Annotated in this window: 18 protein-coding genes; 17 read left to right on the forward strand and 1 reads right to left on the reverse strand. The window is 37.5% G+C overall.

Annotation, left to right across the window (positions count from 1 at the left end; translation table 11 throughout):
• Window positions 1-28: 28 nt before the first annotated feature.
• Together rplU and rpmA are read left to right on the forward strand one after the other, a co-directional pair.
• A complete protein-coding gene (rplU, locus tag ACLHDG_RS03505) occupies window positions 29-334 on the forward strand; it encodes a 50S ribosomal protein L21 (RefSeq protein WP_415407603.1) in 306 nt (101 codons plus the stop codon).
• Between the two features lie 9 nt (window positions 335-343).
• Window positions 344-598 (forward strand): 50S ribosomal protein L27, encoded by a 255-nt coding sequence (gene rpmA / locus ACLHDG_RS03510; RefSeq protein ID WP_415407604.1) that lies wholly within the window; start codon window positions 344-346, stop codon window positions 596-598.
• Window positions 599-661: 63 nt separating this feature from the next.
• Here the strand turns inward: rpmA and ACLHDG_RS03515 are convergent, their stop codons facing one another.
• Window positions 662-955, reverse strand: a complete 294-nt coding sequence (locus tag ACLHDG_RS03515) for a hypothetical protein (protein WP_415407605.1) — start codon at window positions 953-955, stop codon at window positions 662-664.
• Window positions 956-1,086: 131 nt separating this feature from the next.
• Here ACLHDG_RS03515 and obgE point away from each other — a divergent pair, with 131 nt between their 5' ends.
• From obgE to ACLHDG_RS03590, 15 genes are all read left to right on the forward strand, one after another.
• Window positions 1,087-2,202, forward strand: coding sequence for a GTPase ObgE (gene obgE / locus ACLHDG_RS03520; RefSeq protein ID WP_415407606.1), 1,116 nt, complete (start codon window positions 1,087-1,089; stop codon window positions 2,200-2,202).
• A gap of 12 nt (window positions 2,203-2,214) precedes the next feature.
• Complete coding sequence (gene proB, locus ACLHDG_RS03525; protein WP_415407607.1) at window positions 2,215-2,976, forward strand: glutamate 5-kinase; 762 nt, start codon at window positions 2,215-2,217, stop codon at window positions 2,974-2,976.
• 8 nt (window positions 2,977-2,984) lie between these two features.
• The gene (locus ACLHDG_RS03530) at window positions 2,985-3,464 is read left to right on the forward strand and encodes a hypothetical protein (RefSeq protein WP_415407608.1); all 480 of its coding nucleotides are present in this window, start codon (window positions 2,985-2,987) and stop codon (window positions 3,462-3,464) included.
• Between the two features lie 58 nt (window positions 3,465-3,522).
• On the forward strand, window positions 3,523-4,437 hold the full coding sequence (gene fmt, locus ACLHDG_RS03535) for a methionyl-tRNA formyltransferase (protein WP_415407609.1): 915 nt from the start codon (window positions 3,523-3,525) through the stop codon (window positions 4,435-4,437).
• Window positions 4,418-5,053 (forward strand): biotin--[acetyl-CoA-carboxylase] ligase, encoded by a 636-nt coding sequence (locus ACLHDG_RS03540; protein WP_415407610.1) that lies wholly within the window; start codon window positions 4,418-4,420, stop codon window positions 5,051-5,053. The genes fmt and ACLHDG_RS03540 overlap by 20 nt, the downstream gene beginning before the upstream one ends.
• Complete coding sequence (locus ACLHDG_RS03545) at window positions 5,050-5,835, forward strand: ParA family protein (protein ID WP_415407611.1); 786 nt, start codon at window positions 5,050-5,052, stop codon at window positions 5,833-5,835. The genes ACLHDG_RS03540 and ACLHDG_RS03545 overlap by 4 nt, the downstream gene beginning before the upstream one ends.
• 3 nt (window positions 5,836-5,838) lie before the next feature.
• Window positions 5,839-6,708: a ParB/RepB/Spo0J family partition protein gene (locus ACLHDG_RS03550; protein ID WP_415407612.1), complete on the forward strand. Its 870-nt coding sequence runs from the start codon at window positions 5,839-5,841 to the stop codon at window positions 6,706-6,708.
• A 63-nt stretch (window positions 6,709-6,771) separates the two neighbouring features.
• Window positions 6,772-7,194 (forward strand): F0F1 ATP synthase subunit B', encoded by a 423-nt coding sequence (locus tag ACLHDG_RS03555; RefSeq protein ID WP_415407613.1) that lies wholly within the window; start codon window positions 6,772-6,774, stop codon window positions 7,192-7,194.
• A gap of 12 nt (window positions 7,195-7,206) precedes the next feature.
• Window positions 7,207-7,752, forward strand: coding sequence for a F0F1 ATP synthase subunit B (locus tag ACLHDG_RS03560; RefSeq protein WP_415407614.1), 546 nt, complete (start codon window positions 7,207-7,209; stop codon window positions 7,750-7,752).
• Window positions 7,753-8,280: a F0F1 ATP synthase subunit delta gene (locus ACLHDG_RS03565; protein WP_415407615.1), complete on the forward strand. Its 528-nt coding sequence runs from the start codon at window positions 7,753-7,755 to the stop codon at window positions 8,278-8,280. It begins immediately after the preceding gene.
• Between the two features lie 24 nt (window positions 8,281-8,304).
• Window positions 8,305-9,819: a F0F1 ATP synthase subunit alpha gene (gene atpA, locus ACLHDG_RS03570; RefSeq protein ID WP_415407616.1), complete on the forward strand. Its 1,515-nt coding sequence runs from the start codon at window positions 8,305-8,307 to the stop codon at window positions 9,817-9,819.
• A gap of 12 nt (window positions 9,820-9,831) precedes the next feature.
• Window positions 9,832-10,719 (forward strand): ATP synthase F1 subunit gamma, encoded by an 888-nt coding sequence (gene atpG / locus ACLHDG_RS03575; protein ID WP_415407617.1) that lies wholly within the window; start codon window positions 9,832-9,834, stop codon window positions 10,717-10,719.
• Between the two features lie 14 nt (window positions 10,720-10,733).
• Window positions 10,734-12,134 (forward strand): F0F1 ATP synthase subunit beta, encoded by a 1,401-nt coding sequence (gene atpD / locus ACLHDG_RS03580; protein ID WP_415407618.1) that lies wholly within the window; start codon window positions 10,734-10,736, stop codon window positions 12,132-12,134.
• A 21-nt stretch (window positions 12,135-12,155) separates the two neighbouring features.
• A complete protein-coding gene (gene atpC, locus ACLHDG_RS03585) occupies window positions 12,156-12,542 on the forward strand; it encodes an ATP synthase F1 subunit epsilon (RefSeq protein WP_415407619.1) in 387 nt (128 codons plus the stop codon).
• Between the two features lies 1 nt (window position 12,543).
• A complete protein-coding gene (locus ACLHDG_RS03590) occupies window positions 12,544-13,122 on the forward strand; it encodes a MotA/TolQ/ExbB proton channel family protein (protein ID WP_415407620.1) in 579 nt (192 codons plus the stop codon).
• Window position 13,123 lies beyond the last annotated feature (1 nt).

Genomic DNA, 13,123 nt, shown 5'->3' on the forward strand with positions numbered 1-13,123 from the left:
TAAGACAATATAGAATAAAGGGTTTGCAATGTACGCAATCATTAAAGCAAGTGGTCAACAATTCAAAGTTCAAGAGGGTGATATCATCTGTTTTGACAACATGAGTCTTGAACCAAAAGCAGCGGTAGAATTTAAAGAAGTTCTAGCGTTAGATAACGGTGAATTAACTGTAGGTACTCCATTCGTAGAGGGTGCTATAGTTAAAGGTGAAGTGATCAATGAAGGTAGAGATAAAAAAGTTATTATCTACAAGAAAAGAAGAAGAAAAGATTCAAAACTTAAAAGAGGTTTCAGAAGAGACTTTACAAGAGTTAGAATTACTAAAATAGCATAAGGAGCTCAGATGGCACACAAGAAAGGTCAAGGATCCACTCAGAATAACAGAGATTCAGCTGGACGTCGTTTAGGTGTTAAGAAATTTGGTGGTGAAGCAGTTATCCCAGGTAATATTATCATCAGACAAAGAGGAACTAAAGTTCATCCAGGTAATGGTGTAGGTATGGGTAAAGACCATACTTTATTTGCACTTGTTGAAGGTGTAGTTAAATTTGAAAACAGAACTGCTAGTCAGAAAAAAGTTTCAATAGTACCTGCATAATTTATTTGAGTCCGAGTTTCTCTCGGACTTACCTCTCTAATCCTCTTAGATTATCTTCATTTTTTATTCTTCATCCAGAACAAGTAAATGTTTACATCTGTTACGGCCTAAAAACCAACCATCATTATAATCTTTATCATTGTTAAAGAGTGAATGTGCTTTTTTGTAATCACCTTTAGAAGTTGTACATCCATCTTCAATGCCCTGTTTAAAATTATCTGAAAAGTTTTTACCAAAATAGATATCACTATGATAGTATCCGCCTTTACTCACTGGTACTTTTCTTGGAGTACAGCCATTATATAGAAAGAGTGAGCTTAATAGAATGATAGTTGATATAGGTTTAATAGATTTCATTAAATGCCCTTGAAATTATTTTTAGTATAGAAGATTATAGCGATAATTTTCCTAATTTAGATATAATTTCATAATTCATTTACTATCATCATATCAGATGATAGTTTCTCATAAGATATAAAGGTTTAGTTATGTTCGTAGATAGTGTTGAGCTCATGATCAGCTCAGGTAAAGGTGGTGCAGGTTCCATCTCTTTTTGGACAGAGAAATTTGTTGCAAACGGTGGTCCGGATGGTGGTGATGGTGGTCGTGGCGGCTCAGTCTTTTTTAAAGTAGATAACAATACCGATACACTCTCAGGACTTCGTGGACGTCATCACATTAAAGCAGAAAATGGTCGTCCGGGTGAAGGGCGTAAATGTTATGGTCGCAAAGGTCAAGATACGATTATTACGGTACCTCCCGGTACTACTGTGGTAGATATGGAAACAGGCGAAGAGATTTTAGATCTTGTAACTGAAGGTGAAGTGGTTCAGTTTCTTGAAGGGGGTAAGGGTGGTTTAGGAAATATGCACTTTAAAAGTTCAACAAACCAAAGACCAACTTATGCACAGCCAGGTTTACCAGGCGTTACCAAACAAGTAAGACTTGAAATGAAACTTATCGCAGATGTTGGACTTGTCGGCTATCCAAATGTAGGGAAGTCAACACTCATTGCTACACTTTCAAATGCCAGACCACAAGTCGCAAATTATGAGTTTACAACACTCACTCCAAAGCTCGGAGTAGTACACATAGGAGATTATGATTCATTTATGATGGCAGATATCCCTGGTATCATTGAAGGTGCGAGTGATGGTAGAGGTTTAGGTTTGGAGTTCTTGAAACATATCGAAAGAACAAAAACACTGCTGCTTATGATAGATGCAGCAAATTATAGAGAGATGAAATATCAGTATGAGACACTTTTGGTAGAGTTACATCGTTACAGTGAAACTTTGGCAACGAGAAAACATGCTATTGCCATCACAAAGATAGATGCACTGTCGCAAGATGAAGTGAATGAACTTACAAAAACTTTTTTATCAGATATTGGTTTAGAAGCAAATGATACCTTGAATCAATATAAAGCAGATACAAATTATATGAGTTATGGATTTAAAACAGATTTTGGTGTAGCTTTACCGGAAAAAGAGCCACTTTTTGTGCTCCCTATCTCTTCTGTAGCACACATAAATACAGAAGCGTTACGTTATGCTTTAGGTGGTTTTGTAAAAAATGTTGAAGAAGAAAATGAAGCTGAATAAAAGTAGGTAAATATGAAACGCATTGTTATTAAAGTTGGCTCACATGTCTTGACAGAAAATGGAGCTATCGCAAAAGTACGTATGTTGGCACTTGTTCAGCTTATAGCAGAACTTAAAGCACATAAGTATGAAGTGATTTTAGTGAGTTCAGGTGCTGTGGCAGCAGGTTTCACGCAACTTCCTTTAGATAGAAGTTCTATTGCTAACAGACAAGCACTTGCGGCCATGGGGCAGCCACTCCTTCTTAAAATGTATCAAGAGAAATTTGCAATATTTGATGTGCTTTGCTCACAAGTACTTTTCAGTGCAGATGTTTTTGAGTCTGCTAAGCATGTTGCACATGCAAAAGTGGCTATAGATACCCTTTTAGAAAACAACGTTGTACCTATTATCAATGAAAATGATACAGTAAGTATCGAAGAGTTGGTTTTTGGTGACAATGACAGACTCTCCGCACATGTTGCACACTATTTTGATGCAGAACTTCTGGTCATTCTTTCAGATATAGATGCATTTTACGATAAAGATCCAAACAGATATGATGATGCAAAAAGAAGAGCTGTAGTGACTACTATCTTGGAAGAAGAGCTTAGTGCAGAACACACACCTAGCAATGAATTTGCCACAGGTGGTATTGTGACGAAGTTACAATCTGCAGACTTTCTGATGAAGCATGGTAGAGAGATGTTCTTAGCCAGTGGGTTTGATTTGAGTGATGCGAAGTGCTTTCTACTTGACAATGTACATTTTGGTGGCACACTTTTTAAGAAATAGGATAATAAATGAAAATAATATTTCTCATTTTACTACTCTCTTCTAGCTGGTTATTGGCCCAAAACAATTACTCCACTACATCCAATTGGCTTTTGGAAACAAAAACAGATACTCAAAAATTTAAAGCCATTCAGAAACAGTTCAGAGGGTTTGATCTGGCTATGGTCGAAGTGGGATACCGTTTTAACAGTTTTTATTTTGCCATCAAAGCTAAAAATTATGATCTGGCAAATTACCAATGGGATAAGATCAAAAAAGCTATCACTAACGGTACACATAGACGGCCTAAACGTAAAACAAACAGTGAAACAATGTTTTTAAATACACAGTACAAAATAATGAAAACAGCATTAACCACAAAGGATGAAAAGCTCATCTGGAAAGAGTACAGTCAGGTGAAACAAAGTTGTAATGCCTGTCATGCAGCAGAAAGTGTTCCATTTATCAAAGTGATAGACCCTGAGTATCGTTGGCAACCGATTCAATGAGTACAGTTTTGTCTATAGAAATACCTAGAAAATCTATGAAATGAATAAAGAGAGTGATATGAATAACAAAATAGTCTACATGGGAACTCCTCATTATGCAAGAGAGATATTGGATACACTGATACAAGCTGAAGATATAGAAGTCTCTTTAGTTTTAACACAACCCGACCGTCCAGTAGGGCGTAAAAAGGTTTTAACACCTCCACCTGTTAAGATAGTAGCAGAAGAAAATGGTATTCAAGTACTGCAACCTAATCGTCTTAGTGATGAGGGTATAGAAGATGCCATAAGAAATGCTCAGCCAGATTTTATTGTGGTAGCTGCATTTGGTCAGATCTTACCTAAGAGTATTTTGGATATTGCACCATGCATTAATTTACACGCTTCACTTTTACCACAGTACAGAGGTGCAAGTCCTGTTCAGCAGTCTTTACTTAATGGAGATGAAAAAACAGGTGTGACCTCTATGTTGATGGAAGAGGGATTGGATACCGGACCTATGCTTGAAAAAGTAGAGTTTGTGATACCTGACGAGATGAGACTACATGCGCTTATGCAACAACTTACAGATGATGCATGTGAGCTTACGTTAAGTACAATCAGAAACTATGAAAATATAACACCACAAGCACAAAATGAAAGCTTGGCAACACTCTGTAAGAAGATCAAAAAAAGTCATGGTGAAGTAGACTTTGAGGATGCAACGATTATTTATAACAAATACCGTGCTTTTGAGGGCTGGCCAGGTATATTTGCAGCTAATGGTACAAAGTTTGACGGACTTTCTTTGGTAGATACAACAAGTAGTAATAAAGCTTTTGAAATACTCTCTTTTATAGATGATAGTGTTGTAGTAGGATGTCAAAAAGGTGCTTTGAAAATAGAGAATCTTCAACCTGCTTCTAAAAAAGCAATGTCTGCAAAAGCATATTGTGTAGGAAGGGGGATGAAAGTTGGAGATACTCTCATTTAGCTCACTCCCGTCGACACAAAAGTATCTTATAGAAAAACTAGAAGAGGGTACACTTCAATCCCCTGTAGCCGTCATTGCCTCAGAGCAGAGTTCTGGTGTTGGTAGTAGGGACAATAGCTGGAGTGGAGGAGAAGGGAACTTTTTTGCTTCGGTGGCTGTAGAATTAGAGATGCTTCCTAAAGATCTGTCACTCTCTTCCGCTTCTATCTACTTCTCTTTTATCATGAAACAAACACTTGAGGCACTTGGTGAAGATATCTGGTTAAAATGGCCAAATGATTTCTATTTGAATGATGATAAAATAGGTGGAACGATCACACAAAAAGTAAAAAATGTTTTAGTGTGTGGAATTGGAATAAATTTAAAAAATACACAAAATGGCTACAGAGCCTTGCAGTGCGATATTACACCGAAAATATTGCTTGAAAATTACCTTTTATCACTTGAAAAATTTCCAAAATGGAAGCAGATTTTTAGTGAGTATGAGGTAGAATTTGAACAAAGCAAAAAGTTTTCAGTTCATATTGAAAACTATCAAAAGAGCCTGTCAGACGCAAGTTTGTGTGGGGATGGCTCTTTAATAATAGGGGGTAAGAGAGTGTATAGTTTACGATGAGTGAAGTGATAAGCATAGCCAACCAAAAGGGTGGTGTAGGGAAAACAACAACAGCAGTAAATCTAGCAGCATCTTTAGCTGAAAAAGGTAAAAAAGTCCTTCTTTTAGACATCGATCCCCAGTCTAATGCAACCACCAGTTTAGGGTTTAGCAGAAGTGATTATGAGTTTAATATTTATCATGTACTTATCGGGAGTAAAAAGATCTCTGAAGTAGTACTTAAAACAGCCATAAAGAACCTTAGCCTTGTACCTTCGAACATTGGTCTTGTTGGAATAGAAAAAGAGTTTTATAATCCTAAAAAGAAAAACAGAGAACTGATCCTTAAAGAGAAGATCAAAGAAGTTTCTAAAAAATTTGATTTTATCATTATAGATTCCCCTCCTGCATTGGGTCCTATTACTATTAATGCTCTAAGTGCTTCTGATTCAGTGATCATTCCTATTCAGTGTGAGTTTTTTGCATTAGAAGGATTGGCACAGTTACTCAATACAGTAAGCCTCTTGAAAAAGACGATCAATCCGAAACTCAAGATCAAAGGATTTTTGCCTACGATGTATTCAAAACAAAATAATCTTTCTAAACAAGTGCTTGCAGATCTAAGTCATCACTTTAAAGATAAGCTTTTCCATATCAAAAAAGGCAAAGAGTGCATTGTAGTACCACGAAATGTAAAGGTGGCGGAGAGTCCAAGTTTTGGTAAACCGGTAACGCATTATGCAACAAGTTCCAAAGGGTCTATTGCCTATAGAGATCTGGCAACAGTTATAGTAAGAGGTTAGGAAATGGCATTAGGCAAAGGACTGGGGGATATTCTTTCTGAAGTAGAAGAGGCATACGGAAAAGACCTTGGTCACATAGACAGCTTTGAACTTGAAGAGCAGGGTGCCAGAGTAGAAGAACTTCTTGTTGACAGGATCACGCCCAACCCTTTTCAACCGCGTAAACATTTTGATGAAAAAGCACTTCAAGAACTAAGTAAGTCTGTTAAAGAACATGGTTTACTTCAACCTATCGTTGTGATAGAAAAAGAAGATGGTTATTTACTTATTGCGGGGGAACGTCGGCTAAGAGCACACAAACTTGCAAAACTCCCATTGATCAAAGCGATCATTGCGGATGTAGATATAGATGAAGTAAGACTTCGTGAACTCTCACTCATTGAAAATATACAAAGAGAAGATCTTAATGCCATCGAACTTGCAAACTCCTATGCAGAGTTGATAGATGTACATAAAATTACCCATGACGAACTCTCTAACATTGTTCATAAAAGCCGTTCACAGATCACAAATACCATGCGTCTTTTGAGTCTTTGCGACTATGCACAAAAACAAGTTGTATCCGGGAAAATTTCTCAGGGGCATGCAAAAGTCTTGGTTGGACTTGATGAAAAAAAGCAAAAAATCATTATTGATAGTATCATCGGACAGAAACTAAGTGTTCGTGATGCTGAAAAAATGGTGAAAAATCATAAAGAGAATGTTTCAATCGCATCCCTTAAACCTTCTACACCTTATTTACTTGAAAAATATGCAAAAGAGTTGGAAACAGCATTACCCTTTAAACATAAAATCAAAGCTAAAAGCATTGAGATAAGCTTAACTAATGAGAAAGATATCGAAAACTTTTTAACATTCCTCAAAAAACCCTAAAATTTAACCAACATCTCATCTCCAAAATGCTAAAATAATACGAAATTTACATGAGGAGTTTTAATGCTTGATATACATTTATCATTGATGTTGTTCGTCTTAGCTTTGTTTCTGTTCCTTCTTGTTGTTTTAAATAATATGCTATTTAAGCCATTGGTTAAGTTCATGGATGATAGAGATAACTCTATAGCAAAAGATTTAGAAGCAGCAAAAGGTCTCAGTGGCAACACTGATGAACTCAATGCTAAAGCAGATGAAAATCTTAGCAATGCTAAGAATGAAGCTGCGGCAATAAGACAGAAAGCGATCGATGATGAAAAAACATTGGCTGCAAGTAAAGTCGAAACAAAACAGAGTGAACTGGACAAAGAGTATGGTAGCTTCGTTGAGAAGTTAGCAGCAGATAAAGAGAGTCTTAAAAATTCTCTTCTTTCTCAAATGCCTCTATTTAAAGAGAGCCTCAAAGCTAAGTTTAGCAAATTATAGGAAGGGATGAATATGAAAAAATTAGCACTATTGTCTTTACTTATGGTACCTGCTATCCTTTTGGCTAGTGGTGGAGATGCCGAGTCAACTCGTTACTTTGCACAAACAGGTAGAGAGACAGACTTTTGGCCAAGAGTGGTTAACTTTATTATCTTTGCATCATTGCTTTACTATTTGATCGCCAGCCCGATCAAAAATTTCTTTGTAGGAAGAAAAGAAGGTATTGCAGGACAGCTTAGAGAGATAGAAGATAAACTTCAAGCAGCTAAAGATGAGAAGAAAGAAGCTCAAACTCGTTTAGATGAGAGTGGAAAGAAAGCTGAACAGATCATTGCAGATGCAAAAAAAGAAGCAACTCTTTTAGCACAAAAGATCGCTGAAGCAAATGAAAGTGAGTTGATTCTTATGGAGAAACAACTTGCAGAGAAAATGACTTTAGAAGAGAGAAGATCTGCTAGAGAAGCGATTGATGAGATCTTGAGTGAGAATATCACAAATGATGACATTATGATCGATGAATCTAAAGTTGTTGATATTATTTCTAAGAAGGTGGCATAGATGGAAGAACTAATCGCTAAAAGATATGCAACAGCACTTTCTTCTGTAAGTAAAGATATAGCAAGTATTGCAGAAGTACTTAATGTACTTACTGAAGCTATTGATAATGATGAAGTTAAAACAGCTTTAACTTCTCCTATTGTTACTGCTGAGAAAAAAACAGAAATGATCCTGTCTGCTCTTGGTAAAAAAGCAGATACGACACTTGTAAACTTTATTAAGATTTTGGGTGAAAACAGAAGACTTGATCTGATTCCTGCTATTGCTAAAGTAATTAATGCTGACTTGCAAAAAGAGTCAAATCAATACGAAGGTGTATTGAAAAGCAAAGAGACACTTGGTGATAAAGAGTTAAGTAAGTTAGAAGCGACACTTAAAAAATATACAGGTTCTACGATTAAATTGACACAGGAAAAAACGGATCTTGACGGGTTACGTGTTTCAGTTGATGATTTGGGTATTGAGGTTAACTTCTCTAAACAGAGAGTTAAAGAACAACTAATTGATTTCATTAAGAAATCTTTATAGTTATCTAAATAGAAAGGAGTATCAGTGGCAGTTAAATTGCAAGCAGATGAGATAAGTTCAATCATCAAAGAAAGAATCGAGAACTTTGAGATTGATGTTGACATCAATGAAATAGGAAAAGTAGTAGGTATCGCAGATGGAATATCAACCGTTTATGGTCTTAACAATGTTATGGCAGGTGAGGTTGTAGAGTTTGATAATGGTGCTAAAGGACTAGTATTAAACCTTGAAGAGGCAAACGTAGGTGTTGTTGTTCTTGGTTCAAGTGCAGGTATCAAAGAAGGTATGAGCGTTAAGAGAGTTGGAGAACTTCTTAAAACACCGGTTGGAGATGCTATGATCGGTAGAGTTGTAAACCCACTTGGTGAAGCTATCGATGGTAAAGGTGCAATAGAGGCATCAGAACATAGATTTGTTGAAGAGAAAGCACCAGGGATCATGGGTAGAAAGTCTGTTCATGAGCCACTTCAAACGGGTATCAAAGCGATCGATGCACTTGTACCGGTTGGTAGAGGTCAAAGAGAGCTTATCATTGGTGATAGACAAACTGGTAAGACTACATTGGCGATCGATACGATCATCAACCAAAAAGGTCAAGATGTTGTTTGTATCTATGTTGCTATCGGGCAAAAGAACTCAACAGTAGCTGCTACAGTGAAAACACTTGAAGAGCATGGGGCAATGGAGTATACGATCATCGTAACTGCCAGTGCAGCTGACTCTTCAGCGTTACAATTTCTTGCTCCTTATGCGGGTGTTACTATGGCTGAGTACTTCAGAGATAATGGCAGACATGCAGTTATTTTCTATGATGACCTTTCTAAGCATGCAGTTGCATACAGAGAGATGTCACTTATTCTTAGAAGACCTCCGGGTCGTGAAGCATACCCAGGGGATGTTTTCTATCTACACTCAAGACTTCTTGAAAGAGCTGCGAAGCTTTCTGATGAATTAGGTGCTGGTTCAATTACTGCATTCCCTATCATTGAAACACAAGCGGGTGATGTTGCGGCATATATCCCAACAAACGTTATTTCAATTACTGATGGTCAAATTTTCCTTGAGACTGACTTGTTCAACTCAGGTATCAGACCGGCGATCAATGTAGGTCTTTCAGTATCTAGAGTTGGTGGTGCTGCTCAAATTAAAGCAACTAAACAAGTTTCTGGAACACTTAGGCTTGACTTGGCTTCATTTAGAGAGCTTCAGGCATTTGCACAATTTGCATCTGATCTTGATGACTATACTAGAGGACAACTTGAGCGTGGTCAAAGAATGGTAGAGGTTCTTAAACAAGGACCTTATGCTCCAGTGCCTATCGAAAAACAAGTTGTAATTATCTTTGCTGGTGCAAATGGATACTTAGATGATATTGCTGCATCTTCAGTAACTAAATTTGAAGCAGATCTTATGCCATTTATGGAAGCAAAATATGCAAACATCTTAGAGAGTATCAGAAATGAGAAAAAGATCTCTGACGATACAGATGCAGAATTACGTAAAGCTATCGAAGATTTTAAAGCTTCATTTGCTGAGTAAGAAAGGCTTATAATGGCTAATTTAAAAGAGATAAAGCGTAAGATCGGGAGTGTTAAGAACACACAAAAAACGACTAACGCTATGAAGCTTGTCTCTTCTGCTAAACTGAAAAGAACAGAAGAGCTTGCTAAGCGTTCAAGAGTTTATGCTGCAAAATTGACTGAGCTTATAGAAGAGATCGCTCAAAAAATGCAACAGTCTAATGCAGAAGGTATCGATAATGTCTATTTTAAGGATATACCAAATCCGAAAAAAGTTGATATTGTCTTTATTACTGCAGACAAAGGTCTTTGTGGTGGATTTAACTCACAAACGATCAAGAGGGTAAACCAACTGATTTCTGACTATAAAGCACAAGATGTTAAAGTACGTCTTCGAGCAGTAGGTAGAAAAGGTATTGATTACTTTAAATTCAATAATTTTGAATTAAGTGATGAGATCATCGGGCTTTCTGCATCACCTGACTTTAAACAAGCTGCAGAGTTCATCTCTGAAGTGGCAGCATCATATGTGAATGGTGAAACAGATAAGATCATTTTGATACACAACGGTTATGTAAATATGATCACTCAAGAGATAAAAGAAGATCATGTTTTACCGGTGGATACATCAAAGTTAGAGCTTAGTGCTACTTCGACTTCAGAACTTGAAGTTGAACCGGATGATGATGATACACTTCTTGATGCATTGGTTAAGCGTTATATTGAGTATACAATGTATTACTCACTTATTGACTCATTGGCTGCTGAGCACTCTGCTCGTATGCAAGCAATGGACGCAGCAACGACAAATGCTAAAGAGATGGTTAAAGAGCTTAATGTTAAATACAACAAAGCAAGACAAGAAGCCATTACTACTGAACTCATAGAGATCATCAGTGGTATGGAATCAATGAAATAATTAGAGGAGAAGAAATGACAGGTAAAATAGTACAAGTCTTAGGTCCCGTTCTAGATGTGGATTTTACAGACTACCTACCAGAGATCAATGAAGCGTTAGAAACAACGATCGTGATTGATGGTAAAGAGCAAAGATTGATTTTGGAAGTAGCAGCACAACTTGGTGATAACAGAGTAAGAACAATTGCTATGGATATGAGTGAAGGTGTTGTTAGAGGTCAAGAAGTTAAAGCAACTGGTGACTCTATTAAAGTTCCTGTAGGTGAAGAAGTTCTTGGACGTATCTTCAATGTTATCGGTGAAGCTATCGATGAAGCAGGTGATGTAAATGCTAAAGAGTACTGGTCGATCCATAGAGATCCACCTGCATTTGAAGACTTAAGTACAGCAACTGAAGTATTTGAAACAGGTATCAAAGTAGTTGACCTTCTTGCGCCATACTCAAAAGGTGGAAAAGTCGGACTATTTGGTGGTGCCGGTGTTGGTAAGACCGTTATTATTATGGAACTGATCAACAACGTTGCGCTTAAGCACTCTGGGTACTCAGTATTTGCAGGTGTTGGTGAAAGAACACGTGAAGGAAATGACCTTTACTTCGAGATGAAAGAATCAAACGTACTTGACAAAGTTGCACTGTGCTACGGTCAAATGAGTGAGCCTCCAGGAGCACGTAACCGTATTGCTCTTACTGGTCTTACTATGGCTGAGTACTTTAGAGATGAGATGGGTCTTGATGTATTGATGTTTATCGATAATATCTTTAGATTTGCTCAATCAGGTTCAGAGATGTCTGCACTTCTTGGTCGTATTCCTTCAGCTGTTGGTTACCAGCCAACACTTGCGAGAGAGATGGGTGCACTTCAAGAAAGAATTACATCAACAACTAAAGGTTCTATTACTTCTGTTCAAGCAGTATATGTTCCTGCGGATGACTTGACTGACCCGGCTCCTGCATCAGTATTTGCTCACTTGGATGCAACAACTGTTCTTAACAGATCGATTGCTGAAAAAGGTATCTACCCTGCGGTTGATCCATTGGATTCAACTTCAAGAATGCTTTCTCCACAAATTGTTGGTGAAGAGCACTATGACTTGGCACGTGGTATTCAGCAAATTCTTCAAAAATATAAAGACCTTCAGGATATCATTGCGATTCTTGGTATGGACGAGCTTTCTGAAGATGATAAACTTGTTGTTGAAAGAGCAAGAAAGATTGAAAAATACCTTTCTCAGCCTTTCCACGTTGCTGAAGTATTTACTGGTTCTCCAGGTGTATATGTTACACTTGAAGAGACTATCGAAGGATTTAAAGGTCTTCTTGAGGGTAAATATGACGACATGAATGAAGCTGCGTTCTACATGGTAGGTAACATAGCTGAAGCTGTTGCGAAAAATGATAAGATCAACGCTAAATAGTCTATCGTATAAAGGATAATTATGGAACTTATGAAGCTAGAAATAGTCACACCGGACGGTGTGATCTTTGATGCTGAAGTAAAACAAGTAACATTGCCAGGGTCTGAGGGTGAATTTGGTGTTTTAGCCCATCACGCTACCTTGGTATCGTTGCTTGATACAGGTGTGATCGGTATCGAAAAATCAGATGGGAGTGAATTAGCAGTTGCTATCAACTCCGGGTATGTAAAAGTCGATGAAGAAAAAACAACTTGTATCGTTGATGGTGCAGTCGCTCTCTCTGGTGATGACAGTGACCTTGCTAAAGCACTTGAAGCAGCTAAAACGTTGCTCAAGAGTACAGAAGCTTCTAACACAGCTATTGCAGCTGCTGTAAGTAAAGTTGAGCATATCGGAAAGTCTCTCTAAATTGGGATCTCTCCTAGATTATTTCATAGACAGCAGTGCAATTACTATTTTTGTGCTGCTTCTGCTATCAGTCTATTTTATCGCTACATTTTGGGTATTCTTAGATAGATTCTATATTATAAACTCACGTATAGGCTCTGAAGCCAAATCACTTAAAGCACTCTACACAGGTCAGTCAAAATCAGTGGCTAGTAACTCACTTATTTTTACTTATCTGTCTCGTGTTAATATTCCAAACAGTGCCATACTTGAAGCAGCATCTTCTGATGCTATACGTGTTTCAACCAAGGGTCTAACCTGGCTTTCTATCATTGCATCTACTTCACCATTCATCGGTCTTTTTGGTACGGTGATAGGTATACTGGAAACCTTTTCTAAACTTGGTTCACAATCCAGTGCCTCTTTGAGTGTAGTAGCTCCTGCTATCTCTGAAGCCCTTATCGCAACAGCAGCAGGTATTGCTGTTGCGATCTTTGCCTATACTTTTCATCTGATCTTGAAACGTAAAGCATATGAACTTTCTTCTTTGCTTTCTTCTCAGTCAGAAGTAATTTTATCTCAGGTTAGTGAGGAAGCTTAAC

This window comes from Sulfurovum iocasae, from assembly GCF_047716765.1.
GTDB lineage: Bacteria > Campylobacterota > Campylobacteria > Campylobacterales > Sulfurovaceae > Sulfurovum.